This is a genomic window from Arthrobacter sp. 05N429 (genome assembly GCF_056397045.1).
Genome location: NZ_JBFTMQ010000020.1, coordinates 1 through 26,177, shown reverse-complemented (window position 1 = coordinate 26,177; position 26,177 = coordinate 1). Strand labels below are relative to the sequence as shown.

At 64.9% G+C, this 26,177-nt stretch carries 18 protein-coding genes and 1 tRNA gene; 13 read left to right on the top strand and 6 right to left on the bottom strand.

Going from position 1 to position 26,177, the window contains the following annotated elements; genetic code table 11:
• Nucleotides 1–222 (top strand): hypothetical protein (locus AC1DF4_RS18900; RefSeq protein ID WP_476914310.1); only part of this gene is annotated, 222 nt, incomplete at its 5' end.
• A gap of 169 nt (nucleotides 223–391) precedes the next feature.
• Here AC1DF4_RS18900 and AC1DF4_RS18895 read toward each other — a convergent pair.
• The 4 genes from AC1DF4_RS18895 to AC1DF4_RS18880 all read right to left on the bottom strand — a co-directional run bounded on the left by AC1DF4_RS18895 (nucleotide 392) and on the right by AC1DF4_RS18880 (nucleotide 4,975).
• Nucleotides 392–2,989 (bottom strand): Ig-like domain-containing protein, encoded by a 2,598-nt coding sequence (locus tag AC1DF4_RS18895; RefSeq protein WP_476914309.1) that lies wholly within the window; start codon nucleotides 2,987–2,989, stop codon nucleotides 392–394.
• A gap of 19 nt (nucleotides 2,990–3,008) precedes the next feature.
• On the bottom strand, nucleotides 3,009–3,347 hold the full coding sequence (locus tag AC1DF4_RS18890; RefSeq protein ID WP_476914308.1) for a glycosyltransferase family protein: 339 nt from the start codon (nucleotides 3,345–3,347) through the stop codon (nucleotides 3,009–3,011).
• Nucleotides 3,348–4,200: 853 nt separating this feature from the next.
• Nucleotides 4,201–4,341: a hypothetical protein gene (locus AC1DF4_RS18885; protein ID WP_476914307.1), complete on the bottom strand. Its 141-nt coding sequence runs from the start codon at nucleotides 4,339–4,341 to the stop codon at nucleotides 4,201–4,203.
• A 160-nt stretch (nucleotides 4,342–4,501) separates the two neighbouring features.
• Nucleotides 4,502–4,975 (bottom strand): MarR family winged helix-turn-helix transcriptional regulator, encoded by a 474-nt coding sequence (locus AC1DF4_RS18880; protein ID WP_476914313.1) that lies wholly within the window; start codon nucleotides 4,973–4,975, stop codon nucleotides 4,502–4,504.
• Nucleotides 4,976–5,080: 105 nt separating this feature from the next.
• Between AC1DF4_RS18880 and bcp the strand changes: the two genes are divergently transcribed.
• From bcp to AC1DF4_RS18850, 6 genes are all read left to right on the top strand, one after another.
• The gene (bcp, locus tag AC1DF4_RS18875; protein ID WP_476914306.1) at nucleotides 5,081–5,554 is read left to right on the top strand and encodes a thioredoxin-dependent thiol peroxidase; all 474 of its coding nucleotides are present in this window, start codon (nucleotides 5,081–5,083) and stop codon (nucleotides 5,552–5,554) included.
• Nucleotides 5,555–6,137: 583 nt separating this feature from the next.
• Nucleotides 6,138–6,219: transfer RNA gene (locus tag AC1DF4_RS18870), tRNA-Leu, on the top strand.
• 241 nt (nucleotides 6,220–6,460) lie between these two features.
• Nucleotides 6,461–7,135, top strand: coding sequence for a fasciclin domain-containing protein (locus AC1DF4_RS18865; protein WP_476914305.1), 675 nt, complete (start codon nucleotides 6,461–6,463; stop codon nucleotides 7,133–7,135).
• Between the two features lie 252 nt (nucleotides 7,136–7,387).
• On the top strand, nucleotides 7,388–9,073 hold the full coding sequence (locus AC1DF4_RS18860; protein WP_476914312.1) for an ABC transporter substrate-binding protein: 1,686 nt from the start codon (nucleotides 7,388–7,390) through the stop codon (nucleotides 9,071–9,073).
• 78 nt (nucleotides 9,074–9,151) lie between these two features.
• The gene (locus AC1DF4_RS18855; RefSeq protein WP_476914304.1) at nucleotides 9,152–10,657 is read left to right on the top strand and encodes a malate:quinone oxidoreductase; all 1,506 of its coding nucleotides are present in this window, start codon (nucleotides 9,152–9,154) and stop codon (nucleotides 10,655–10,657) included.
• Nucleotides 10,658–10,743: 86 nt separating this feature from the next.
• Nucleotides 10,744–14,007: an efflux RND transporter permease subunit gene (locus AC1DF4_RS18850; RefSeq protein WP_476914303.1), complete on the top strand. Its 3,264-nt coding sequence runs from the start codon at nucleotides 10,744–10,746 to the stop codon at nucleotides 14,005–14,007.
• A gap of 1,136 nt (nucleotides 14,008–15,143) precedes the next feature.
• Here the strand turns inward: AC1DF4_RS18850 and AC1DF4_RS18845 are convergent.
• Nucleotides 15,144–15,437: an AAA family ATPase gene (locus tag AC1DF4_RS18845; protein ID WP_476914302.1), complete on the bottom strand. Its 294-nt coding sequence runs from the start codon at nucleotides 15,435–15,437 to the stop codon at nucleotides 15,144–15,146.
• Nucleotides 15,438–15,698: 261 nt separating this feature from the next.
• On the opposite strand from AC1DF4_RS18845, the gene sbnA reads away from it, so the two are divergent.
• From sbnA to AC1DF4_RS18815, 6 genes are read left to right on the top strand one after another with little or no spacing between them, the layout of a single operon-like run.
• On the top strand, nucleotides 15,699–16,775 hold the full coding sequence (gene sbnA, locus AC1DF4_RS18840) for a 2,3-diaminopropionate biosynthesis protein SbnA (protein ID WP_476914301.1): 1,077 nt from the start codon (nucleotides 15,699–15,701) through the stop codon (nucleotides 16,773–16,775).
• Between the two features lie 2 nt (nucleotides 16,776–16,777).
• The gene (locus AC1DF4_RS18835; protein WP_476914311.1) at nucleotides 16,778–19,879 is read left to right on the top strand and encodes a Pls/PosA family non-ribosomal peptide synthetase; all 3,102 of its coding nucleotides are present in this window, start codon (nucleotides 16,778–16,780) and stop codon (nucleotides 19,877–19,879) included.
• A gap of 2 nt (nucleotides 19,880–19,881) precedes the next feature.
• Entirely contained in the window at nucleotides 19,882–22,494 is a 2,613-nt protein-coding gene (locus AC1DF4_RS18830; RefSeq protein WP_476914300.1) for a non-ribosomal peptide synthetase, read from the top strand.
• Entirely contained in the window at nucleotides 22,494–23,501 is a 1,008-nt protein-coding gene (locus tag AC1DF4_RS18825; RefSeq protein ID WP_476914299.1) for a TauD/TfdA family dioxygenase, read from the top strand. The genes AC1DF4_RS18830 and AC1DF4_RS18825 overlap by 1 nt, the downstream gene beginning before the upstream one ends.
• The gene (sbnB, locus tag AC1DF4_RS18820) at nucleotides 23,498–24,565 is read left to right on the top strand and encodes a 2,3-diaminopropionate biosynthesis protein SbnB (protein ID WP_476914298.1); all 1,068 of its coding nucleotides are present in this window, start codon (nucleotides 23,498–23,500) and stop codon (nucleotides 24,563–24,565) included. Before AC1DF4_RS18825 ends, sbnB begins: the two co-directional genes overlap by 4 nt.
• A 52-nt stretch (nucleotides 24,566–24,617) precedes the next feature.
• A complete protein-coding gene (locus AC1DF4_RS18815; protein ID WP_476914297.1) occupies nucleotides 24,618–25,742 on the top strand; it encodes a LuxE/PaaK family acyltransferase in 1,125 nt (374 codons plus the stop codon).
• A gap of 110 nt (nucleotides 25,743–25,852) precedes the next feature.
• On the opposite strand, the gene AC1DF4_RS18810 is transcribed toward AC1DF4_RS18815, so the two are convergent.
• The coding region (locus AC1DF4_RS18810) for a M28 family peptidase (RefSeq protein WP_476914296.1) at nucleotides 25,853–26,177 on the bottom strand (325 nt) is incomplete at its 5' end.

Sequence of the window (26,177 nt, the reverse complement as noted above, 5' to 3'; positions counted from 1 at the left end):
AAAGCAACATTCAACAACAAAACCCCCACCCAGAACGGATACGGCAACACCGCAACCAGCCCCAGGTCACTACCCACCGGCACCGCCACCGTCGAAGCAGCCCCCACCGCAAGCGCCAACGACACAACACCCGCCACCACACACCACACCTCACGGGCCCTCCAACGCCCCTCCGTGCGGCTGGCCACATCAAGCGTGCTCGTCATCGCGCCTCCCGAGTGACGCGCCGCAGGACGGTTCATCGCGCACCCCGCGTGACGCGTATTGACGCGGCCTGGATATCGAAGTGCAGTGTCCTGGTGTTGGTCTGCATGGTCGTCCCCTGTCTGGGTGGTTTCGGTCGGATGGTGTGGACGGTGTCGGCCGTGCCGACACCGTCCGCCTAGTTCCTCTAGTTCCTCAGTGTGAGCACCAGCTTCGGCGCGAGCGTGCTGCCGGCCTCCTTGGAGTTGATGTCCACGCCGTCACTGCTGCTGGAGTCCATACCAAGAGAGAGCAGCTGGCCGAGCTCACCTGCCAGCCCACTGATAGTCAGCGGAATGCTGTAGTTGGCGTTGGTCGCCGTCGGGCCAAACGTGCCGAGGGTGGTGCCCAGCGGCGTCGGACGGTTGAGATACGTGATCCCGGTCTCGGTCCAGCTGTCATTAGCGACCAGCTTGACGTTCTGCGTCCCCGTCGACCCGCTCCCGGCGGTACGCAGCTGCAAAGTCGCACCGTCCAGTGTCCGGCCCGCATACGCCGACAGGTCGAACTTCAAGTACGTGACCTCCACCGGGCTGTTGTCCACACCCAACATGACACTCGTACCAAAGTTCGTCCCCGTCGCCGCGCTCGTCACATAGCTGTCAGCGGTGGCCGTCAGCGTGACGGTCTCCGTTGTGCCGCCGCCTCCGGCCGTGGTGAAGGTCCACGTCCTGGTCGACGCCAACGCGTTACCGGCAACGTCCTTCACGCCAGCGGATCCACCAGTAATCGTTGCCGTGTACGTCGTATTTGCCGCCAGATCCGCAGTCGGGTTTAGCGTCGCAACGTTGTTTGTGTACGACACGGCGGCAGGCACCGTCGTCGACCCCGTCGTCAATCTGAACGTGGCCGACGTGATCGTCGACGGATCCATCGCCTCCGAGAAATTCCCGGTCACATTCGCCGAAACCGCAACCCCAGTGGCATTGGCAGTCGGGGATGTAGCCGTCACGTTCGGGGCCGTTGTATCCCCGCCGCCCGCGGAAGCTGTGGTGAAGGTCCACGTCCTGGTCGACGCCAACGCGTTACCGGCAATGTCTTTCACCCCGGCGGATCCACCAGTAATCGTTGCCGTGTACGTCGTATTGGCCGCCAGATCCGCAGTCGGGTTTAGCGTCGCAACATTGTTTGTGTACGACACGGCGGCAGGCACCGTCGTCGACCCCGTCGTCAATCTGAACGTGGTCGACGTGATCGTCGACGGATCCATCGCCTCCGAGAACGTCCCCGTTACATTTGTCGAAGCCGCCACACCCGTGGCACCGTCCGCCGGGGACGTAGCCGTCACGGTCGGAGCGGTCGTATCCCCGCCCCCACCACCGCTGCCCTGCTCGTAAAAGCTCCAGTACCGGCTTGTGGCGTTCACATCGGCCAGCACCAGCAGACCGCTGTTGGCCGTGCCCCGCGTACTGTTGAGGTTCTGCTTCGTCGACGTCACGTTGTGCACATACTGGTCGGCGTCCACGATACGAGCCGTCTTCGTGGTCGTGAAGCTGATGTTGTTCAGCGGCGTGGACTTCTCGTAGATTGCGCCCCCCGAGCTGGTGCAGACACCGGCATTCGTCGTGCCGCTCGGCTTCGGATAGGTGGCGAAGGTGCGCAGCCTCTGCGTACCCTCATCAATGAGGACGAGCACCCGGTTCGGGCACTCCGACACGGTCGCGATCGTGTGCGCCGTCCAGGTGGTACCACTCAACGCCAACAGCTGGATCAGCGGCTGGGACGCCGAGGTGAACGACGTCTTGATGGCGGCGAAAACCCGACCACCCGAGGAGTCCAGCCACTTCAAGTTCATGTGGTCGTCACCGCTGCGTTGTCCCTTCACCGCCGCCACCGCAGTGGACCAGGTGGTGTTGGACGCTCCATCGACGTGGAAGCTCCAGTACATGCCGTCGGTGGCGTCACCGACCTGCCGGCTCCACATCACACCCATCTTCCCGTCGAACGCGATCACAGCCGAAATGTCGTCCACTGACACGTTGCTCAACGACGCAGGATGCTGGAACGGCGTCCCCCACGTCGCGCCGGACGTGTCGGTGACGTTCATATAGATCCGGTTCCCCTGCTGCCACGTGGCCCACACCCGACCCGTCGAGTCCTTGTCGATGGTGAGGGTCTCAACGCGCTGGTTGTTGATCTGCGAAGAACCCAGCAGCGTGTACGTCTTGTTGCTCGGGTTGTAGCTGTAGCGGCGCATCGTCGTCGGGAAGTTCGGCTCAGCCGGCACGCCGTCGTTGACGAACCGGTAGCTCGCCACATACAGGGTCGTCCCGTCCCACAGCACGTCGTGATGAGTGTTAGCCCGCGTGTCCGTCGCCACACCTGTGTTGACCCACGAACTCGTCGCGGCGTTGAACCGGAAGATATGAAAATCCGAGCTGGAGGTGTCCCACAAGTTCCCCCACCAGGAGCCGTCGTTGAACCACAACGCACTCGTTGCCCTCTTCGTACCGGTCGGCGTCCCCGTCCCCGAATGCGACAGACCCTCAACCCCGATATCACCCGGAGCAGCCGACGCCGGAACCGGCACCACCACAACAACACCCGCCGCAAGCAGCAGCGCTGCCAGCAGCGACGCCAGTAGCGCACGGAGCCGCCGGTTCCGCCACCCGCCTGGACGAGGGCCGGCCGAGCGGTCACCTCCCCGCCTCATGCCAAGCCAGGAAGTCCCGTCCACCCTGCGCAGCTTCGACCGCGTGGATACCGCCGCAAACCGTCCCGCCGCATACGCATGATGGTTGCTCATGTTTTCATCCTTCCGACATTCAATCTGTGAAATTTTGACGGTCACCCTTGGGGAGCTGTCCCGCCCAGCTGGATTGTGGAGACGTGAGCGAACCGCAGTCGCAGCGAAACACGATCCGGGCCACCCGTGTCAGCGCCCGGTTGCCAGCGTTCCGCCACCAGGTCAGATCCTCGGATCCGCCCCCGGTGCCATAACGCGAGCCCTTGGCGAAGTCGTAGTCATGCTGGAGCGGGGAACGAACCCGGCCGATTTCCCGCGCCCGCGCAGCGTCGACGGTGTGATCATGGGAGCGCCCACCGACGATGACAACCTCGTCCACCTGCGAGGGCATGCGGCGAATGACCCCGGAAAGGTTCATTGCTTCTTTTCGCGTTGGAATAGCCACGCTTGCTGACGCTCCCGGTGACGATATGGTCAGCCCGGAGAGGGAAATTGGAAGCTGGGACAAATGCATCACCACTTCATGACAATTACCGAATATCAGACGACGTCGCACTTATTGAAGCGCAACACTAGGGCTGGTCCGGTCGTAGCCTGGTTGTGGCCCCAGCTCTCTTAGCCATTCCCCGTGCGCTAGAGCCTAGGTTCCGCCCCAAGAGGTGTCACGAGTAGGCCCTACTTGCTTCCCCCGCTATATCCACTCGGAAAGCACCGGGAATATACGGCCCTTCGTCACTAAGCGTGCTTAGGTCCGCCTGAGTTGAGGGGTCGGGGTGTTGTCGGGTTTCAGGCGGCCGATGTTCAGCCCATCGCCCCGCCTGAGGGCATGGCGAAGCTCTTCAGGGAGCGCAGAGCCGGGACGGAGGGCCGGCGCGGGCCTGGTATTTACGAACCGCTAAAGTGAATTTGGCCGAATATCGAATTTTCGGCGCGCGCTCCGGGACTCAAGAATATGGCCAACAGACCGGCGGAGATTTCTGTTGGATGACAACTGCATCGAACAGCAAATACCCCTTGTGCCGGCACTGGACATTGACGGGTCGCCTATTCTGCACCTCAATGCCCCCAGCTGTCCCGAGAGGCTTATGGATCAGGATCCTAATCGACCCCGTAACAAATGGCGTCCGGCTTCGAGCTCCGGGAGTGCAGGACTAAGGAAAACCTCTCATCCAGGTTTCATAGAATGATGGATGGGGTTTCCTTTTTACCCAAACACATGGCGCTCGGACCGGAACGAAAGGCCCGATCCGGGATGGAGGAAGTCAGCTGCGTCAGGATTCCCGCCGCGCCGCGGCGGCCAATTGAAAGTGGATAGGCAACGCCAGCTGGACCGGCAACACACCTACAGGCTCGTCAAGCAGCTCGTTGATCGAGGTCTGCCCTTCCAGTTCCATAGTGAAGTTCGAGTCCATGCCTTGAGCCTATGCGCAGCGGGCGCACGGTCCGCTGAGGGACACGGCGGGGAAGGAATCTGGTCCCGCGCCGCCAGCGCCGGACCAGGCCCGACGAGTACCGGGCAGTGCACGTGGCGGAAAAGCCAGCATAGACACGCCCCGTGATCTGGACTCCGCCCTAGTTGGCCTCGACGGGCAGGCTTGGCTCCGGAGCGTTGACGATCGACTTTGCATCGGTCGAGGACATCCTGGTCGCCAGTTCCGTGACAACCGCCCGGAGCTCCTGCCTGAGCACGTCCGGGTCAATTGAGGCGGCGGCGAGCACGGAACGCTCCATGTCCGCGGCCTCGACAACGGCCTCGCGGCCCCGGTCCGTCAGGGACACAACGTGGCTGCGGCGGTCCGAGGCACTGCGCTGCCGCGAGATGTGTCCGTGGGCTTCGAGCCGGCTCAGTGTCTTCCCCATGGTCTGCGCCTGGACGCGGACCAGTTGGGCCAGCTGGGCCTGTGTCATGGGGCCGTTGACGGATAGCACTTCCATGGCGATGACACCGGCATGGGTCAGGCCAATGGCCCCCAGCTTCTCGTTCCAGGAGTGTTCAACAAGGCGTGCTGCCGTGGACAATAGGCGCCCAGTGGGCCAGCGATCCATATCAGGCATACCAACGAGTATAGCGATCACACGATTCGGCCGGCGCACCAACGCTGACTAGGCTGGAATATCACCACCTGAGACAGCCCTGAAAAGGAGCACAACGTGCCTGAACGACTCATCGCCGGCGACACCGCGCCGGCCTTCACCTTGAAAAATTCGGAAGGGCACGACGTCTCCCTTGGGGACTTCCTGGGCCGCAGCACAGTGGTCTACTTTTATCCGGCGGCCTCCACTCCGGGCTGCACCAAGCAGGCCTGCGACTTCAGGGACTCCCTGGCATCCCTGCAGAGTGCCGGCTACGAGGTGGTGGGAATCTCCCCCGACCCCGTGGACAAGCTCGCCAGGTTCTCAGCCGCAGAAGGCCTCGATTTCCCCCTGCTGTCCGATCCTGACCACACCGTCGCCGAGGCCTACGCCGCCTGGGGCGAGAAGAAGAACTACGGCAAGACATACCAAGGGCTCATCCGGTCCACGGTGGTTGTCGACCCCGAGGGGAAAGTCGCGGTTGCCCAGTACAACGTCCGGGCCACCGGACATGTCGCCAAACTCCGCAGGGACCTCAAAATCGACTCCTAGCCGGCGGATCATTCGCTGCCCGGACCAGGGCCAGCCACGACTCCCCTCCGGGGCCGCGGCTCCGGGCCTCGCGCTCATCCCCTGCGGGTGATGCGTCCAGGCCGGCCGCCACCGTACATTCGCTGCAGGTCCACGTCTCTCCGGCGATCGCCGTGCTGTTGATGATCGTTTCCCCGAATGGACGGGGCCGGAGCCTGGGCTTTGCCGTAGGCACGGCCCTCGCGGTCCTGGTTACGGTGCTTGCCGTGGCTGCCCTGTCTTCGGCATCGCCGCCGGCGTTGTGATCGGCAGCGCCGGCATCCCGCCCGGCATGGTTGCCGCCGCCCTCCCCATCTATACGGCACTCGCCACGGTCGCCGTGGTGGTGCCGGGAGCTGCGTATCTCCTGCTCGGCGCTCCAGTACGGCGTCTAGTCTTTCACCCCAGTTCTAAACCGGCGGCCGGTCATTCCGGTCTTCCCGACGGCGGTGGCCGGTGCCGGGTTTCGCGGCGAAACCTGTCGCCGAAGCGTGTGCCGTGAAATGTACAATAGAGCCTGGCATCCGCCACGCCGGTCCTTGGACCGGCCAGGTGCGGGCGCCGCGCGCGAGTGGTGAAATTGGCAGACACGCAGGATTTAGGTTCCTGTGCCTTCGGGCGTGGGGGTTCAAGTCCCCCCTTGCGCACACAGTAAGAGTCCCGGTCTTCGGACCGGGACTCTTTCGTTTAACCGCGACTCTGTTGAGCCCGTTAAGCCGTCGATGGGACCTGCGAAAAGAATTTTCCATCCAGCACCCATCCGTTTCCCCCGAGTCCCCGAATACCCATTGAGACACCAACCAAGGGTCGGTGCCCGACAAGTCGGACAAGGGCCAGAGCGGCAAAAGCGCCGCTGGCAACGATCGGCACAACAAAGGAGAAACCGAAATGCAGACCATCAAGCGCACGACTCTTTCCGTTGCAGGAATCGCTGCTGCGGCCATGCTCAGCCTCACGGCCTGTGGCGGAGCAGCCAACACGGCACCCGCCTCCTCGGCCCCGGCCTCCACGCCGATGGAAACGAGCATGGCACCCTCGCCGTCCGCTAGCTCGGCAGCAGCCATGGATCCGGCCGCCAACCTCGTCGGTGCCGGCTGCGCCGGCTACGCCGCCCAGGTCCCCAGCGGTGCCGGCTCCGTCGCCGGAATGGCCCTCGACCCGGTCGCCGTCGCTGCGTCCAACAACCCGATCCTCACCACGCTGACCGCCGCAGTTTCCGGCAAGCTCAACCCCAAGGTCGACCTGGTGGACACCCTCAACGGAAGCGAATTCACGGTCTTCGCACCGACGGATGACGCCTTCGCCAAGATCGACCCCGCCACGATCGAAACGCTGAAGACGGACGATGCCCTGCTCAGCAAGATCCTGACCTACCACGTTGTTCCGGGCAAGATCAGCCCGGACGAGATCGTCGGCACCCACAAGACTGTCCAGGGCGGTTCCGTGACGGTGACCGGTACCAAGGACGCGCTCAAGGTCGACGACGCCAGCGTTGTTTGCGGCGGCGTCATGACCGCCAACGCCACCGTCTACATGGTCGACTCGGTCCTGATGCCGAAGTAGGCAGCGCCAAGCCCTCCTGCTGCGGTCCCAGCCTGACTCACTGGACCAACTAGGAGAAACGAAGGCCCGCACCGCTGGTGCGGGCCTTCGCTTTTGCCTACCTGGACGAGGGCGCGGCCGGCTCACAGGGATCGCCCGGGCCGGTCAACTAGAATGAGGCTGTTCCGCAGCCGGCGGTCCATCCAGTTCCCCAGAGGTGATTCCCGAGTGCCCAGAAGTACAGTGCCCAGCCGTACCGTGCGCCCCCGCAACATGCAGGGCCGTGGAGCGCGGGCCAGCGCACTGCGGCGCATTGCCGCCGGCGTGGCCGTGCTCCTGACCCTGCCACTCGCCGCCTGCACGGGTACGCCCGGCCCCGGCCCGGGTTCCGCCACCGCCTCGGCAAGCCCCACGGATTCCGGCCCCAGCGCTGTCTTCACGTTCGGCACCGCCTCGCAGCCGCTCGGGCTGGATCCGGCAGTGGTCTCCGACATCGAGTCCTACCGGATCACGCGCCAGGTACTGGAGGGACTGGTCGGCGTGGACCAGACCACGGGACAGCCCACGCCGCTGCTGGCGACCGAATGGACCACGAGCGGGGACGGCCGCGCCTACACGTTCAAGCTCCGCGAGAAGGTGACCTTCCAGGACGGGACAGCCTTCGACGCCGCAGCCGTCTGCAGTAACTTCAACCGCTGGTTCAACTTCTCGAATGCGCTTCGGCAGCAGGCTCCGGGAACAACCTTCAAGGGCGTTTTCAAGGCCCATGCAGATCAGGCGTCCCTCTCCATCTACAAGGGATGCACCGCCGTCGCCCCGGACAACGTCACGATCGAGCTCACCCAGCCCTTCACCGGTTTCCTGCAGGCCCTCACGCTGCCCGCCTTCGCGATCTCCTCGCCGCAGGCACTTTCCTCCGGAAACGCCGACGAGCTGAACCAGAGCCGCGACGGCCAGCCCGTCTCCGCCTACGGGCTCCACCCTGTGGGAACCGGTCCGTACGTCTTCAGTTCCTGGGACCCGGGCAGCATCACGTTGGCCAGCAACAAGGACTACTGGGGTGACAAAGGCCAGATCGGCACAATCAACTTTGTCACCTACGATCACACCCAGACCCGGATGCAGGCCCTGCTCGACGGCAAGATCGACGCCTACGACGCCGTTACAGTCGGCAACTTCGACCAGCTCGTCAAGCGCGGCCAGCAGATCGTGCAGCGCGATCCGTTCTCCGTCATGTACCTGGGCATGAACCAGGAAGTGCCCATCCTGCAAAACGTCAAGGTCCGCCAAGCCATCGAAATGGCGCTGGACAAGGACACCTTGATCCGCAAGTTCTTCATCGACAACACGGCCCAGGCGACGCAGTTCGTCCCGCCGAAGCTCAGCGGGTTCAACAACAACGCCCCCGCCCTGGGCCACAACCCGGCGAAGGCTAAGGAACTGCTCACCGAGGCCGGCTACCAGGGCGAGGAACTGAAGTTCTACTACCCGCTGAACGTCACCAGGCCTTATCTCCCGACCCCGGAAAAGGTATACGCGGAAATCAGCAAGCAACTGACCGCCGTCGGCCTGAACATCAAGCCCGTGCCCGTCGAGTGGTCCGAGGGCTACCTCCAGCAGGTCACCTCCCCCGGCGACCACGGCCTCCATCTGCTGGGCTGGAACGGTTCCTACGCCGACCCGGACAACTTCGTGGGCCCGCTCTTCGGCGAGAACACCGGCGAGTTCGGATACCAGGACCCGCAGGTCTTTTCCAAGATCGCCCGCGCGCGCGGCCTGCCGGACGGCAAGGAGCGGACGGAGGAATACCAGACCATCAACTCTCAGATCGCCGCCACGGTCCCCGCCGTGCCGATCGCTTTCCCGATCTCCGCGCTTGCCCTGTCCGACCGCGTGCTGAAGTATCCGGCGTCGCCCGTCCTGAATGAAGTTTTCACAAAGGTGGAGCTAAAGCCTTGACGGACGGACCCAATTTCAGTAAGAGGCCCGTGCGGGATATTCTGTGACAGCCAGACCCGCTGCTATCGGAGACTGATTGTGACTTTCATTTCCAAGACCCAACATGCCGACGTCGTCCTGATCGGCGGCGGCATCATGAGCGCCACGCTCGGTGCCTTCCTGAAGCAGCTCGAGCCGAACTGGACGATCTCCCTGTTCGAGAAGCTGGACGAGCCCGGCCTGGAAAGCTCCGGGCCCTGGAACAACGCCGGAACCGGGCATGCCGCGCTGTGTGAGCTTAACTACTCCCCCGCTGCCAAAGACGGCTCCGTGGACCCCGCCAAGGCGCTCCTCATCAATGAGCAGTTCCAGTTGTCCCGCCAGTTCTGGTCCCACCTCGTCACGAACGGCATGATCGGCTCCCCCAAGGGCTTCATCAACACCGTTCCGCACATGAGCTTTGTGATCGGCGAAGACAACACCAAGTTCCTGCGCACGCGCTACGAGGCGCTCAAGCCGAACCCGCTGTTCCGGTCGATGGAATACTCCGAGGACCACGCCCAGATCGCGAAGTGGGCTCCGCTGATCGTCAAGGGACGCGACCCGAAGCAGCGCGTCGCCGCCACCCGCGCGGCGGAAGGGACCGACGTCGACTTCGGTGCCCTGACCCGTGAGCTGACCACCTACCTCGGCAACAACGGTGTGGAGGTCAATTACGGCCACGACGTCTCCGGCATCAAGCGAGCCCCCGGCGGCGGCTGGGACCTGGCGATCAAGCACCCCACGTCCGGCGAGCACGGCTCGATCCGCGCGAAATTCGTCTTCGTGGGCGCCGGCGGCGGCGCCCTTCATCTGCTGCAGGCCTCCGGCATTCCGGAGAGCAAGGGTTACGGCGGTTTCCCGGTCTCCGGCCAGTTCTTCCGCTGCACCGACGAGACGCTCGCGGCCCAGCACAGCGCCAAGGTCTACGGCCAGGCATCCGTGGGCGCCCCGCCCATGTCCGTCCCGCACCTGGACACGCGTTACGTCAACGGCAAGCGCTCCCTGCTGTTCGGCCCGTACGCGGGCTTCTCCACGAACTTCCTGAAGAATGGTTCCTACCTGGACCTGCCGCTGTCCATCCGGCCCTCCAACATCATCCCGATGCTGGCCGTGGCGAAGGACAACATGGACCTGACCGCGTACCTGGTCAAAGAGGTCGCCAAGCGGCACGGAGCCAAGGTCGAGGCCCTGCGCGAGTATTACCCCGCGGCAAAGGACGGCGACTGGGAGCTCATCACCGCCGGCCAGCGTGTCCAGATCATCAAGAAGGACCCGAAGAAGGGCGGCGTGCTGCAGTTCGGCACCGAGGTCATCGCCGGCCGCGACGGGTCCATCGGTGCCCTGCTGGGAGCGTCCCCCGGTGCGTCCACCGCGGTGCCCATCATGATCGAACTGCTCCAGAAGTCCTTCCCGAAGCAGTTCAAGGGCTGGCAGTCCAAGTTCAAGGAGATGATGCCCGGCTACGGCGTCAAGCTCAACGAAAACCCGGACCTCGCCGCCAAGCTCGAAGCCGACACCGCCAAGGCACTGCAGCTGGAACCGGTCAACGCCGCGCGCAACTGACGCCCGCTCCGGGTTACGGCAGTCTCGATCCCTTTCAGGCTAGATTCCGTTGAAGTACGTCCGTCGACCCATCAGGAGACCATGAGATGTTCCGGCTCGCAAAGCTGTCGCTGGCCAACCGGGCCCTGATCGCGCTGATCACCGTCTTCGCGTCGGTTTTCGGCGTGATCACGATGTCCTCGCTCAAGCAGGAGCTCATCCCGTCCATCGAGTTCCCGCAGATCACGGTCATCACCTCGATGCCGGGTGCCTCGCCCGAAGTAGTGGACAAGCAGATCAGCAGCCCGCTGGAAACGGCGCTCAACGGCGTCGAGGGCCTGGAGTCGACGTCGTCCACCTCCCGCAACGGCGTGTCCCAGATCAGCATGGTGTTCACCTATGGCTCGAACTTGGACCGCGCCCGGAACCAGATCGACCGGGCCATCTCCAACGCCAAGCGGTCGCTGCCGGAGGACGTCCAGCCCCAGGCCATCGCCGGCAGCATCAGCGACTTCCCGATCGTGTTCCTCGCGGTCTCCTCCGACAAGCCTTTGAGCGAGCTCAACGCCGATCTGGCCCGGCTCACCGTCCCGCGGCTGCAGAAGCTCGACGGCGTCCGCGGCGCCGAGGTGACCGGCGGCGCCACGCAGCACATCAAGATCCTCCCCCGCCCCGAGGCCATGACGGCCTCAGGCGCGAGCATCCAATCCATCAGCGCGGCGCTCAAGAACAACGGGGCCCTCGTACCGGCCGGCACCATCGAAGAGCAGGGCAAGACGCTGTCGCTGCAGATCGGTAGCCCGGTCGACTCGCTCGACGCCATCAAGGCTCTCCCGCTGGGCGCCGGCAATGCCGCAACCATCGGCAGTGTCGCAGACGTCAGCATCGCCGAGGACGCCCGCACCTCGATCACGCGGACCAACGGCAAGGAAACCCTGGCCCTGTCCGTCACCAAGAAGCCCGAGGGTGACACGGTTGGCATCTCCCACGCGGTGAAAGACTCCCTCCCCCAGCTCGAGGCCGAACTTGGCTCCAACGCCCGGTTCACCCCGATCTTCGACCAGGCGCCCTTCATCGAAAAATCCATCAAGGACCTCACCACCGAGGGCCTGCTGGGCCTGGGCTTCGCCGTCGCGGTGATCCTGGTCTTCCTGATGTCCGTCCGCGCCACCCTGGTCACGGCCGTTTCCATCCCACTGTCCCTGCTGATCACGTTCATCGGGCTCTCGGCCACCGGCTACTCGCTGAACATCCTGACCCTCGGCGCGCTCACCATCGCGATCGGCCGCGTCGTGGACGATTCCATCGTGGTGATCGAGAACATCAAACGCCATCTGAGCTACGGCGAGGCGAAGATCACCGCGATCCAGACGTCCATCCGCGAAGTCGCCGGCGCCATCACGGCGTCGACCCTCACCACTGTGGCCGTTTTCCTGCCGATTGCCTTTGTGGCCGGCCTTGCGGGCGAACTGTTCCGGCCGTTCGCGCTGACGGTCACGATCGCGCTGCTGTCCTCCCTGCTCGTCTCGCTGACGATCGTGCCGGTGCTGGCGTACTGGTTCCTGCGGAACCCGGCTGACAAGACGGGCGGAGCCCGAGAAGACACAGGCGCCGCCGGCCGTGAAACCACTGCCCGGCAGATCGCGGCGAAGGCTCACGAGGCAGAGCAGCGCACTGTCCTGCAGCGCGGCTACCTGCCGGTCCTGACCAAAACCCAGAAGCATCCGGTCGTGACCCTGATCGCGGCCCTGCTGGTCCTCGGCGGCACGGCTGCCATGGTCCCGCTGCTGGCCACCGACCTGCTGGGCAACTCCGGCGAGAACAGCATGACCGTCCGGCAGGCCCTCCCGGCCGGCACCAGCCTGGCCGAGGCCAGCGCCTCGGCGGTCAAGGTCGAAGAGGTGCTGCGGGAGATCGACGGCGTCAAGGACGTCCAGGTGACCACAGGCAACGCCCAGACCGGCTTCTCCGCGCTGCTGTCCGCCGGTGCCTCGAACTCAAGCTTCACCGTGGTGACCGAGGCGAAGGCCAACCAAGGCAAACTCAAGGAAACGGTCCGCAGCGAACTGGCCGGGATCCCCGACGCCGGCAAGATCACCGTGGGTTCGCAGCAGGGCGGCTTTGGCACGTCCTCGACCGTGGACATCACCCTCAAGGCGGCCACCACCGCCGATCTCCGGACCGCGAGCGACGCCATGGTCAAGGCCATGGACGGCGTCCCTGGCTCCTCCGAGGTGGCCACCAACCTGGCCGCCAGCCAGCCGGTGGTCCAGGTGAAAGTGGACCGGGCCAAGGCTGTGGCCGCCGGCCTGACGGAGGAACAGGTGGCCGGCGTGCTCGCCTCCACCATCAGCCCGATCCCGGCCGGAACAGTGCGCATCGAGACCAACGACTTCCCTGTCAAGATCGGCGAAGGCACCCGCTTCACGAGCATCGACGCCGTCCGGCAGACCCCGCTGCCGACGGCGGCCGGTCCCGTGCCGCTGGTCAGCATCGCTTCCGTGGAGCAGGTCGACGTCCCCGTGTCCATTACCGCCAGCAACGGCCAGCGGACCGCACGGGTGTCCGTCACGCCGTCGGGCGCCAACCTCGGCGCGTTGAGCACCGAAGTGCAGTCCCGGCTCAAGACCGTCCAACTGCCGCCGGGCGTCACTGCCGAGATCGGTGGCGCCACAACCCAGCAGGCCGAATCGTTCGGCCAGCTCGGCCTGGCACTGCTGGCGGCCATCGCGATCGTCTACGTGATCATGGTGGCGACGTTCAAGTCACTCATCCAGCCGCTGATCCTGCTGGTTTCGGTGCCCTTCGCGGCCACCGGAGCAATCGGGCTGCTGCTCGTCACCGGAGTGCCGCTTGGCCTTCCGTCACTGATCGGCATGCTGATGCTCGTGGGCATCGTGGTGACAAACGCCATTGTGCTGATCGATCTCATCAACCAGTACCGACAGCCGCGGAACGGCGAGCCCGGAATGAGCGTGGCGGACGCGATCACGCACGGCGCCCGCCAACGGCTCCGCCCGATCCTGATGACCGCGCTGGCAACAGTGTTCGCCCTGACCCCGATGGCGCTGGGCCTGACCGGCGGCGGCGGCTTCATCTCGCAGCCGCTCGCCATCGTGGTGATCGGCGGCCTCATCTCCTCCACCGCCCTGACTCTGGTCCTGGTGCCGGTGCTGTACAGGCTCGTGGAGGGGAGGCGTGAGCGGAAGGCCCTGGCCAAGGCCGGGCCGGGTGCGGGTGACGGCGCCAGTGCCGGCCCGGGTCCCGCCGGAGCCCGTCTCCGGGGCCGCCGCGCTGCCCCCGGGGCCGACCCCGATGACTTTCCCTATGACGTTCCCGACGGCGCACGGGTCCCCTCGGGTTCCCACTAACAGTCGCTGGTCCGTGGCTTCTTCTCAGATCCGGACTGCTTGGTGGCGGCGCGGTGCACGGGTGCCGTGCGCCGCCCCGATGCCGACAACACCCGGCCCGAACAGCTAACTGACGAAGCTGCTGCGACTTACGATTCAGCAGAACGTCGGGAAGCCCTCGCAAAGAGCCTCGACCATGTTGGAGACAGGGAAGCCGTGGAGGCCCGACTCATCGCAGACCGGGACCAGGCGACTCCGCCGACGGCAGCGGTGACGTTGAGGCAGGGGAAAGCGGCACCCAAGGCGCGCAAAACAAGCGGCGTGCCTGGGACTGCCAAACAGGCTCAGAAGGGTCTAACGCGCTAGGAGCATGAGCGCATGTCAGCGCATTTGTTTGCGCCGAAAGGACTCTAAGGTACCTGGCGCTTCCGCCGTCCCTCCCCGGCACCGAACGCCCACCTTTCTATCTCGTCAGCACCCACGGTGCGCTCGGCGGAGGACAGTTCAGTGGCCCATGTCCGCATCACTTTGATGGCGGCAAGGGATGTGCCCACCGGGTAGTTTGTGGATTGGGGTCGGAACCCCGGGTTACCTGTCTCGCTGAATAACGTGGCCCTATGTAGGAGTGCAGTTCGTCACGGAGCGCGATTTCAATTTTCGATGAGAAGGGCTCCATCCTTTTCTTGCTCCTTGGGGCGACCCGGCCCTGGTCCCCTGGCAGCGGCCACAGGGTTCACGTCGGCCTGGCGTAATTCAGAACGCGTAGTATCAGCGGCAGAAGTCGGAGGAACCGCCTCCAGGGCTCTGGAGGTCAAGACGTCGACGACGTCTTGACGTTGGCGCATGGATAGATGATTCTCTCTCAACTGCCATCACTTTGCTGCGTCCACGTAGCGAGCGTGGGAAACGAACTTCTCGGTTAGGACCACCGCTCCCCTAATGTTCATTTTCTAAGGGGATTTGCTGCTTATTGAGTCCTGCATCGCGGTTCTAAGCGGCAAATGCGGAGCACGGGCGTCTGTTACATATTCGGATTCCAACTCACCGATCTGGAAATTGTGCTCACCGGTCAGGGGTGAGCTGGTTACATTGATGATGATGCCAAGACATTCCGAGGCAAGGGTTAAGATGCGGCAGGGACTGCACTTTTTTGACGGTTAAGGAACTCTGTCACTCCCTTCGCGGAGAAAGCTGCTGGTTCCGTTACTGCAACTACCCCAACTCCCCCGCCCCCTCCAGGGCATCAGTTGCATTTGCTTGGGGAGCTGGGCTAGATCGGCGACCAGGACCTTCTTCCCGATCAAGCGAAGCCCGGTGGCCAGCCCGAGGATGACGGACGTCTTCCCCACGCCGCCCTTTCGATTACCTATGGGCCGCGAGTGCGGGGAAGCAGGTACTCGGGGCTTGGATACAGGTACCCGGGGGCGGTGGATACAGGTGCTCGAAGTCATTGCGGTAGGCCACTAAACGTGGCTACTGTCGAAACAGAGGTTTGAAGCCCCAACTGCATTTCGGAGTATCCGCGGTGGGGAAGCCAGGTATTGCTGCTGGGGGAGATAGCGGCGGCCGCAGTATTCCGCTTGTGCCGCTTTGCGCGGCATTTCTTGAAAAGTAGAAGGGTCCGGACGAAGACGTACGCCACCCGACACACACAAGCTGGCAGGAGCCTCCCCCGTCCCTGACCACGCTCATGACAGGGAACGAGGGAGATCATGCCGATCATCAGGGATCCGCACCTGTATAACGAGCAGAGCCTGTTCGTCGACTTGGAGGGGGTGCTGGGCTGCCGCCTCTTTCTGAAGATTGAGGGGTTCAATTTCGCCGGCTCAATCAAGCTTAAGCCCGCGCGGGAGATGGTCGAGCGCGCCGAGCGGGAGGGGTTGATCGGCCCTGGCTCCATCCTCGTGGAGTCCTCATCGGGCAACCTCGGCGTCGCGCTCAGCATGATCGCCGCCAGCAAGGGGTACCCCTTCGTGTGTGTGATCGATCCGCGCTGTAACCCGCCAACCCGGCAACTCATGGAGTCGCTCGGGGCACAGGTGGACCTGGTCACCGAGCCGGATCCCGTCGACGGCTTCCTCGGAGCCCGGCTCAACCACGTGCGGGACCTGTGTGCGTCCGACGAGCGGTACATCTGGCTCAACCAGTACACCAATCCCGGCAATTGGGGAGCGCACTACCGCTGGACTGCCCCCGAGATCTCCAATCAGTTCCCCGACCTGGATGTGCTGTTCGTGGGAGCAGGGACAACGGGGACCTTGATGGGTTGCGCGCGGTACTTCCGTGAGCACCGGCCGGATGTCCGGATCGTCGCGGTCGATGCCGCAGGATCGGTCTCGTTCGGCGGCCAGCCCGCCGCCCGCCTGATCCCGGGACTCGGCATGAGCGTGCGGCCGCCGCAGCTCGACGAGGCTTTGATCGATGACGTGGTGATGGTCGAAGAACTGGACACGGTGCGCGCCTGCCACCGCCTCGCCGCTGCCGGCTTCACGCTCGGTGGCTCCACCGGGACCGTGGTCCACGGCGCCGCGTCTTGGCTCACCGAACACGACGCCCAGGACCTGACGGCGGTTGCCATTTCCCCGGACATGGGCCGACCCTACCTGGACACTGTCTACAACCCTGACTGGGTGCACGATCATTTCGGCGCCGAAGCGCTGGCAACCGCCGACGATTTGGCAGGGGCTCCGGGCCGACGGTCCGACCCGGTGCCGGAGCCACAGCACCCGGCACGTGAAGCGGTGGCCGGTTACGCCGCAACCGCCGTCTTAGGGAATTTCCTGCAGTGAAAATGCGTCTCGATAACCTGCAGGGCGCTCCGCGTTCCACACCTTCTATCGATCTCCCCATTCCTGATGCAACCGCGGCTCCGGCCGGGAACGGCTCTCCGGCCGCTCCGGCCAAGGGTACGGCCGTTGCCTTGGAGCGCCGGCTGGCGGATCTTCTGGCGTCGGTGGTAAAGAAGGACGACGTCCCCGTGGACGCCAACTTCTTCTACGACCTGGGCGCGGATTCGTTGCTGATGGCACAGTTCTGCGCCCGCGTGCGCAAGCAGCCGGACTTGCCAGCGGTGTCGATCAAGGACATCTACCAGAATCCAACGATCTCGGCGCTGGCCGCGGCTCTGGCACCGGCGGAACTGGCGTCGGTGACGGTTCAGATCCAGGTGCAGGACCGGTTGGCAGAGGTGCTGTCCGGCGTGCTGGACATTGACCATGTGCCAGTGGAGGCCGATTTCTTCCAGGACCTGGGCGCGGATTCGCTGATCATGGCGCAGTTCTGCGCCCGCGTGCGCAAGCAGCCGGACCTGCCTGCCGTGTCCATCAAGGACATCTACCAGAACCCAACAATCTCCGCGCTGGCCGCGGCCCTGGCACCGGCCGAGGAGGCGTCGGCGACGGTCCAGGTGCAGGAGCGGCTGGCCGAGGTGCTCGCCGACGTACTCGGCATGCAGCAGGTCCCGATGGACGCCGACTTCTTCCAGGACCTGGGCGCGGACTCGCTGGTCATGGCGAAGTTCTGCGCCCGCATGCGTAAGCAGCCGGACCTACCGACGGTTTCGATGAAGGATGTCTACGGTAACCCGAGCGTCTCTGCCCTCGCCGCGGCCCTGCAGGTTTCCCCGCAGCAGGACCGCTTGCAGGAGCCCTCACCGGCCGTGGCTTCGGTGCCGGAGGCTCCGGCGCCCATGGATGCCCGGACCTGGGAGTACGTCATCTGTGGCGCCCTGCAGGTACTCGTCTACCTCGGCTACTGCGTGATCGCCGGACTGCTCACGGTCAATTGGTACAAGTGGGTGTACCCGGAGGGTGGGCCGGGCCAGGGGACAGAATTCTGGGTGATCTACCTCCGGTCGACCGCCTATGCCGCGGCAGTGTTCGTGCTGATGTGCATCCTTCCCGTGGCGGCAAAGTGGATCATCCTTGGGCGTTTCCGCCCCGGCGAAATCCGACTGTGGAGCTTGGCCTATTTCCGGTTCTGGCTGGTAAAGACCCTGATGCGCACTTCCCCGCTGGTGTTACTGAAGGGGTCTCCGCTGACCACCTTCTACCTGCGGGCCATGGGCGCCAAGGTGGGCCGCAACGTGACGATCATGACCAACCGCCTGCCGGTCTGCACCGACCTCCTCACGATCGGGGAAGGGACGGTCATCCGCAAGGACGCGGTTTTGAGCGGCTACCGCGCCCACGGCGGCGTCATCCAGCTGGGCGCGCTGACGCTGGGCCGGGACGTAATCGTCGGCGAGGGGAGCGTCTTGGATGTCGGCACCGCAATGGGAGATGGGTCGCAGTTGGGTCACCGGTCCACCCTGTACACCGGCCAGTCCGTGCCCGCCGGCGAACGGTGGCACGGGTCGCCCGGCAGGCGCACCGAGGCGGATTATGGCGGAGTCGAGGCCAGGCCCTACTCGCCCTGGCGCCGGGGATGGTTCGCCACCTCCCAGCTGATCAGCATGATTGGCTTTGGCCGTATTCTGCTAGGCCAGGTTGTCGTGTTGGTCGTCCTGGCGAACCCCAACGTGGCGGCACTCCTGGGGACGCAGGCGTACGCGTTCACCAACTGGGTCTTCTACGCCGACGCCATTGCCTATGCCGCTCTTGCTGTCTTCGGTGGCGCGGTCGTATCGTTGCTCATCGTCACCACCGTCCCGCGGGTGGTTCAACACGCCGTCAAACCGGACACGGTGTATCCGCTGTTCGGCCTGCGGCACGCGGCGGAGCGGGCGGTGTCGAGAATGACCAACAGGCCCATGCTGACGGGATTGTTCGGCGACAGCTCGTACGTCGTGCGCTACGTGCGGGCCATCGGGTACAAGCAGCCGCAGGTCCAGCAGACCGGCTCGAACCTGGGCACAGGGTTCAAACACGACAGCCCGTTCCTTTCGACGATAGGCAGCGGCACCATGATCGCCGACGGGGTGTCGTTTATGAACACCGATTTCTCGGCGACGTCGTTCAAGGTCAGCCGGGCGGCGATCGGCGCACACAACTTCCTGGGCAACGCCGTGCTCTTCCCTGCCGGGGCCAGGACCAGGGACAACTGCCTGCTCGCGACCAAGGTGATGGTCCCCCTCGACGGACCGTTGCGCCACGACGTAGGTCTGCTCGGGTCACCGCCGTTCGAGATCCCCCGCTCGGTCCTCCGGGACGCCCTCCCCGAGGAGTATTCAAAACGTGCGCACTTCCGTCGGAACCTGGCAGCCAAGAACAGGTACAACCTGCGCACGATGGCCCTCTTGATGCTGGTGCGGTGGCTCAACATCTCACTGGCCATGATCATTATGTTCGCCGCCCTCGAATTGTCCGATCAGTTCAGTTTCCTTGCCCTCAGCGCGGCCTATGTCCTGATGCTCGTGGTTGGCTTGTTGGTCCCCATCGGCATCGAGCATCTCGGGAGGGGACTGAAACCGCTTCAGCCCCAGCTCTGCTCCATCTACAACCCCTATTTCTGGTGGCACGAGCAGTACTGGAAGATGTCGCTGCAGAGCCGATACGCAAGCCTCCTCAACGGGACGCCGTTCAAGCCGATGGTCTGGCGTTTGCTCGGCGTACGGATCGGAAGCCGGGTCTTCGACGACGGCTGCGGCATCATCGAGCGGACCCTGGTCACGGTCGGTTCCCGTTGCGCCTTGAACGCCGGCAGCACCCTCCAATCCCATTCCCAGGAAGACGGCATGTTCAAGTCGGACCGCATCGTTGTTGGCGACGATGTCACCCTCGGCGTCTCCGCGTTCGTCCACTACGGCGTGACCGTCGAAGACGGCGCGGTCGTCGGCGCCGACTCCTTCGTCATGAAGGGGACCACTCTCACCCGCGGATCCCTGTGGGCCGGCAATCCGGCCGAAGAGGCCCGAGACGCCGCCACGTCCCCCCTCGCGCTGGAAAGGCTCTGATCATGACCACCACCTCTGCGTTGACCTGCCGCACCGCCGGCGGCTCGTCGGGCCCCGGCAAAGACCGAACCGCGCCCGCGGGTGCCGCGCTGACGGCGATTCCCAGGTGGACGCAGGAGCGCCATCCGGGTCAGGGCCGGATCGAAGTGGCTGTGCCACAGGACCTGTGCGAGGCCGTGCGGACGCTGGCCCAGAGCCTGCAGGTGGCTCCATCCTCGATCTGGCTGGCGGCACACTCGAGAGTGCTCCACGCGTTGTCCGGCGAAACAGAGGTCACGACCGGTTGCAAGGACGCGTTCGGGACTTGGCAGTGCACTCTGGATCTGGCGCACCGGTCCTGGCGAGCCCTCGTCTCCGATGCGAACGGCCGCCAAATCCGGCCCCGTACGGAACAGTCCACCCCCGGGCAGGCTAGTCACGAGCCGGCCGCCCCGGGCTACGAAGTGGTGTTCGGCGGTCTTCGGGACGACGATTCCGAGCTGCCGGAGGGCATCGTGCTCGGTATTTCGGTCGGACACGCGACCATCGGCGAGGTGCTTCGCCTGAAGTACCGCGGGGATGTTCTCGACGCAGATGCCGCCCGCCGCATCGCCAGCTACTACCTCGCCGCGCTCCGTGGCGTGGTAGCGGACCCGGGGGCGGATCCCTTGGACACCGACCTAGTCGGCCAGGAGGAGCGGCGCTTCCAGCTTGAGCAGCTCGCCGGGCCCGAGCGGCCCCGGCCCCAGCGGCGCTTCCACGAGCTGTTCGAGGAGCGCGTTCGGCAGCGTCCCGAACAAATCGCGGCCGTTCAGGACGCGCGGGAGTGGACGTACGCGGAGCTAAACGCGCGCGCCAACCGGATAGCCCGTGGTCTGCTCACGCGCGGGCTGCGCGCGGAGGACATCGTGGCAGTCGTCGCCGAACGGGATCTGGAGTGGATGGCCGCTGTGATCGGCATCTTCAAAGCCGGAGGCGCATATCTGCCGATCGAGCCGCACTTCCCGGCCGACCGAATCGCCAGAACGCTCGCGCGGGCCGGGGCCCGGGTGGTGCTCACCGAAGGCGGCAGCACCACCACCCTCGATGAGGCACTGGAAGGAATGCCTGCAGTCACGAAGCTCTTTTTCGAGAACATCGAGGCCGAGGGGCATCCCGCCGACGACCTCGGCATGGAGATTCGTCCCGATCAGCTCGCTTACGTCTATTTCACCTCCGGGTCCACTGGCGAGCCGAAAGGCGCGATGTGCGAGCACGACGGCATGGTGAACCACCTGTACGCCAAGATCGAGGACCTGGGGATCCGCCCCGGGGACGTCGTCGCCCAGACCGCACCCCAGTGCTTCGACATCTCGCTGTGGCAACTGGTCTCGGCGCTGCTCGTCGGCGGCCGCACACTCATCGTCGGGCAGGACCGGATCCTCGACGTCGAGCGGTTCATCGACACGGTGGAACGGGGCGCGGTGGCGGTCTTCCAAGTCGTTCCGTCGTATCTGGACGCCGTGGTGGCGTACCTGGGCGGCAGGCCTCGCGCCTTGCCGCACCTCCGCTGCGTCTCGGCCACAGGGGAGGCACTAAAGCGCGAGCTGGTCCGCCGCTGGTTCGACGTGATGCCGGACGTCAAGCTGGTCAACGCCTACGGGCTGACGGAAACCTCCGACGACACGAACCACGAAGTGTTGAGTGCAGCGCCCCCGGGCGGCTCCGTGCCACTTGGCCCGCCAATCCCGAACGTCCGGATCCACATCCTCGACGAGCGGCAGCGCCTTGTGCCGCTTGGAGCACCGGGCGAGATCGCATTCTCCGGAGTGTGCGTGGGCCGCGGCTACATCAACGACCCGGAGCGCACCGCGCAGGCCTACTCCACCGACCCCTACGTGGACGGCGCGCGACTCTATCGGGCCGGCGACTACGGCCGTTGGTCCCCGGACGGCAAGCTGGAGTACCTGGGCCGGCGGGACAACCAAGTCAAGATCTCCGGGTTCCGCATCGAGATCGGCGACATCGAAAACGCGCTGCTGCGGGTTCCCGCCGTCCGCGACGGCGCCGTCGTCGTCGGTGAGGGCGCCGGGCAGTCCAAGTTCCTGGTGGCGTTCTACTCCGGCAACCGGCCGCTCGAGGTCGACGAAATCCGGAGCGAGATGGCTGCCCGGGTACCAGGCTACATGGTCCCTTCGACGTACAGGTGGCAGGAGAGCCTGCCCCTGACCGGCAACGGGAAGATCGACCGGAAGGCTTTGACCCGCATGGCGCGCGAGGTCATTCCCGAGGCCGGCACCGCCACGGAAGCCCTCTCGGCGGCCGAGCAGCGGCTTGCGGAGGCATGGGCGACGGTGCTCGGCCTGCCGATGGGCCGGATCGGCGGGCAGGACTCGTTCTTTGCACTGGGCGGGACCTCGCTGTCCGCGGTGAAGCTCGCGGTACTGCTCAAGCGCGCAGTGTCGATCAAGGACATCATGCAGACGCCCATCCTGGCGGACCTGGCGACCCTGCTCGAAGCCTCGTCCCCCGCGGACACAGCCGTTCCGCCGGACCCGCGGACGGCGGGAGTCGTCGCGGAGCCCGACTCCATGGCACCGGCAGGAGGACCGGTTGGCCTCTCCCACCCGCTACCCATGAAACGAAAGGACCTCTGATGTCGTCTCCTACACCCAGGATCCAGTTCGACGTGGACCGCCAAGCCGGCCGGGTGCCGCTGCTCATCGTCGAGAACGGCCACGACCCCGTGCTGTGGGCCGAAGAGAACCGAGAAGCGCTGCGTGCGGCGGTGGATGAGCACGGCGCCGTCTTGGTCCGCGGTCTGGGCCTCCGTGATCCAGCCGAAGTCGCCGATACCTTCCAACGGCTGGTTTCAGGCGGCCTCATGCCGGACCGGGAGGCTTTCGCCGCCAGGCAGCCCTACTTGGACGGCGTGTACTCATCCCTGGCATGGCCCGCGAACCAGCCGATGTGCATGCACCACGAGCTCAGCTACGCTCTCGAGTTCCCCGGCCTGATGCTCTTCGCCTGCCTTCAGGCACCCAGTGTCGGTGGGGTGACCGGTGTGGCGGACGCCAGTGCCGTGCTCGATGCCCTGCCGCCGGACATCGTCCGTCGGTTCGAAAGCCAGGGGTGGCTGCTCGCCCGCAGCTACAACGGGGACATCGGTGCCTCCTATGAGGAGGCGTTCGGGGTCTCAGACCGCGCGGATGTCGAGAGCTACTGCCGGGCGCACGAGATCGAGCTCGAGTGGCAGCCCGATGGGGAGCTGCGCACCCGGCAACGGCGCCCTGCCGTGGTTCGGCACCCGGCGACTGGCCAACGCTGTTGGTTCAACCAGGTTGCGTTCCTGAGCGAATGGACGACCGCACCCGAGGTGCGGGAATACCTGGTGGACGTCTACGGTCCTGATGGGCTGCCGTTCAACACCCGCTTTGGCAACGGAGAGCCGATCGGTGAGGAAATCATTGCCCTCCTGAACGAGGTCTATGAGGCCCACACCCTCCGCACCCCCTGGGAGACGGGGGACCTCATGCTGGTCGACAACATCCGCATGGCGCATAGCCGTGAGGCCTATGAGGGACCTCGGGAGATTCTTGTCGGCATGGCCGAGCCGCGCAACATTTTCGATCTGGACAACCACAACCAGGACGGTGCACGATGACAGAGCTTGCCAGTTCCCCTGCCGCAGCGGCCGCAGAGCCGAAGACGGTTCCGCCCTTCGCGGTCATCTCAGGGACCCAGGTGCAGCAGGTGCTTCAGGGACGGGAAAAGAAGGTCATCGAGCTGGTCGAGCAGACCTACCGCGTGCATGCAGCCGGAGATTCGGTGAACCCCCCGTCTTACTTCCTGCGCTTCCCGGACCGGCCTACCTCGCGCATCATCGCCCTGCCGGCCTCGGTCGGCGGACAAGTAGAGGTTGACGGCATCAAGTGGGTCTCCAGCTTCCCGGACAATGTGGCATCGGGAATTCCGCGCGCCTCTGCGGTGTTGATCCTCAACGACCAGGCAACGGGGTACCCCTTGGCTTGCATGGAGGGCTCCATCATCAGCGCGTCCAGGACCGCTGCATCTGCCGCCGCTGCTGCCGACTGGCTCAGCCGGGGACGCGGGCGTCCCCGGCGCATAGGGTTCTTGGGCGTTGGCCTCATTGCCCGCTACATCCACACCTTCCTGAAGGCCACCGACTGGTCCTTCGACGAGATCGGGGTGTTCGACCTCTCGGGTGAGAGTGAGGAGGGTTTCAAGGGCTATCTCGAGCGCAGCGGTACAGGTGCCCGGGTGACCGTGCACGACGGCCCCGAGCAGCTGATCAGAAGCAGCGACCTCGTCGTGTTCGCCACGGTGGCGGGGCAGCCGCACGTGCACGATACGACGTGGTTCGCGCACAACCCGCTGGTGCTGCACGTGTCCCTGCGCGATCTGGCCCCTGAGATCCTGCTGGCGTCCACCAACATCCTCGACGACGTCGACCACTGCCTGAAAGCCGGGACGTCGGCCCACCTCGCGGAGCAGAAGGTCGGCAACAGGGACTTCGTGGACGGCACCTTGGCCGACGTCATGGAAGGCAGGGTCTCGCTGACGGACGACCGCCCTATTGTGTTCTCGCCGTTCGGACTGGGCGTGCTCGACCTGGCAGTCGGCAAGTACGTCTACGACGAACTTGCCGGCAGTGGCCAGCTCCGGGTGGTCGAGGATTTCTTTTCGGAGTTGCGTCGGTACGGCTGACCCTGCGGCGCAAACCGCATTCATCGATTCGCACTCACCGAGGAGTGACGCAATGCTCTCCCTACCGCAGATGCTGGGGAATGTGTCCAAGGCCTACGTCCAGTCCCCTGAGGACTGGGCCCGGTCGGTCACCGACGTCCTGCGGGACGCCGCGATCTACCACCAGGCCGCAAACGGCTTCTACCGCGCCCAGTGTGACGCCCTGGGAGTCGACCCCGCCACGATCAAGGACATCAACGACCTGCAATCCCTGCCACTGTTGCCGGTCGGCATGTTCAAGCGTCCCGACGCCAAGGTGCTGCTTACTTGCTCCCTGGCCGACGTCGAGACCGAAACCCGCTCCAGCGGAACCCGCGGTGTCCCTTCCGTCATCCCCCGCAACAGCGAGACCATGACCCTGGCGCTGGTCGCCCTGCTCGGCACCTACCGGGAGTTCTTCAGCCTGTCCGGGGGCGCGGGACTTTTCTTGAACCCGTCGGACCCGGAAGCCTCGGAGATGGGACTGCTCAAGGACTTAAACATCCTGAACAGCGTCTTCGACCACCACGCATATCTCGTTGCCGACCAGGCGTTCGACGCCGGGGAGGCCCTGGAGCACCTGCGACGATGGGAGGGACATATGACACGCCACATCGTCAGTCCGCCGTTCCTCATCGACCGGCTCCTCAGGTTCCTTGAGCGGGAGGACATCAGTGTGCGCTTGGACCCGTTCAGCATGATCATCACTCTCGGGGGCTGGAAGCGGCACACAGCCGAGGCCATCCCTAATGAGAGTTTTCGGGAACGGTGCCACGACTTGCTCGGCGTGCCTGCGGTGAACGTGCGCGACATGTACGGGATGGTCGAGTCCAACATGCTCGCTGTCGAATGCCATCTGCATCGCAAGCACGTTCCGCCATGGTGCTACATCTCCATCCGGGACCCTGGCCAAAGCACCAAGGAGATCGCCCCGGGGGAGACCGGCACCATCGCCGTACTGGACGCCCTCAGCACCAGCTACCCCGGTTTCCTCCTCACCGACGACATGGGCGACGTCGAGACTGGCACCTGCGGGTGCGGCAGAACCGGCCAGGTCATCAACTTCCGCCGCCGGGGGCAGGGCGGCGGGCTTGGCCACTGCCCAGTCAGCATCGAGCGCTACCTCGGTTCTGGCACTACTGAATTGCACCGGGTTTGATGGAGACATCGAGCCGAATCAAGTAGTCCAGGATCCGCATCAACGCACAGCGCCCTCGGGCAATCTGCCGAAGCGGCGTGGTGCTGTAACCGTTCTTCTGGAGCTTGATGTCAGCCGCGTGGGGCCAGGGCGTAGGATGCGGTGGCGTAGGCCATGGCGGCGGACATTTCCTTGAACAGGTCGGCGTTGATGTTGCTGGTGGTGTCGCAGGCTCTGTGGTAGCAGGAATCGAGGACCTTGCCGGCCACGCCGCCGTAGGCCTGCACCTGGGCTTTGGTCTTTTTCTCCTCCTCGCCGGTGAACAGCCCGCCGCCGGGAATGCCTGCCCTGAGGAACGGGTCGTAATCGGAGTCGCCGTCCTCAAAGGGCGTTGTTTCCGCCGGCAGCGAGTTCTCCTTGAAGTAGCGCTCGAAGACGGCTTCAATCCCGTCGGAG

Excerpts from the sequence above, each read along its gene's own strand:
- sbnA (WP_476914301.1), top strand. The coding sequence starts at position 15,699 with ATGCCGATCATCAGGGATCCGCACCTGTATAACGAGCAGAGCCTGTTC.
- AC1DF4_RS18835 (WP_476914311.1), top strand. The coding sequence starts at position 16,778 with ATGCGTCTCGATAACCTGCAGGGCGCTCCGCGTTCCACACCTTCTATC.
- sbnB (WP_476914298.1), top strand. The coding sequence starts at position 23,498 with ATGACAGAGCTTGCCAGTTCCCCTGCCGCAGCGGCCGCAGAGCCGAAG.
- AC1DF4_RS18850 (WP_476914303.1), top strand. The coding sequence starts at position 10,744 with ATGTTCCGGCTCGCAAAGCTGTCGCTGGCCAACCGGGCCCTGATCGCG.
- AC1DF4_RS18830 (WP_476914300.1), top strand. The coding sequence starts at position 19,882 with ATGACCACCACCTCTGCGTTGACCTGCCGCACCGCCGGCGGCTCGTCG.
- AC1DF4_RS18815 (WP_476914297.1), top strand. The coding sequence starts at position 24,618 with ATGCTCTCCCTACCGCAGATGCTGGGGAATGTGTCCAAGGCCTACGTC.
- AC1DF4_RS18865 (WP_476914305.1), top strand. The coding sequence starts at position 6,461 with ATGCAGACCATCAAGCGCACGACTCTTTCCGTTGCAGGAATCGCTGCT.
- AC1DF4_RS18825 (WP_476914299.1), top strand. The coding sequence starts at position 22,494 with ATGTCGTCTCCTACACCCAGGATCCAGTTCGACGTGGACCGCCAAGCC.
- AC1DF4_RS18885 (WP_476914307.1), bottom strand. The coding sequence starts at position 4,341 with ATGGACTCGAACTTCACTATGGAACTGGAAGGGCAGACCTCGATCAAC.
- AC1DF4_RS18890 (WP_476914308.1), bottom strand. The coding sequence starts at position 3,347 with ATGAACCTTTCCGGGGTCATTCGCCGCATGCCCTCGCAGGTGGACGAG.
- AC1DF4_RS18845 (WP_476914302.1), bottom strand. The coding sequence starts at position 15,437 with ATGACTTCGAGCACCTGTATCCACCGCCCCCGGGTACCTGTATCCAAG.
- AC1DF4_RS18860 (WP_476914312.1), top strand. The coding sequence starts at position 7,388 with ATGCAGGGCCGTGGAGCGCGGGCCAGCGCACTGCGGCGCATTGCCGCC.
- AC1DF4_RS18895 (WP_476914309.1), bottom strand. The coding sequence starts at position 2,989 with ATGAGCAACCATCATGCGTATGCGGCGGGACGGTTTGCGGCGGTATCC.
- AC1DF4_RS18880 (WP_476914313.1), bottom strand. The coding sequence starts at position 4,975 with ATGGATCGCTGGCCCACTGGGCGCCTATTGTCCACGGCAGCACGCCTT.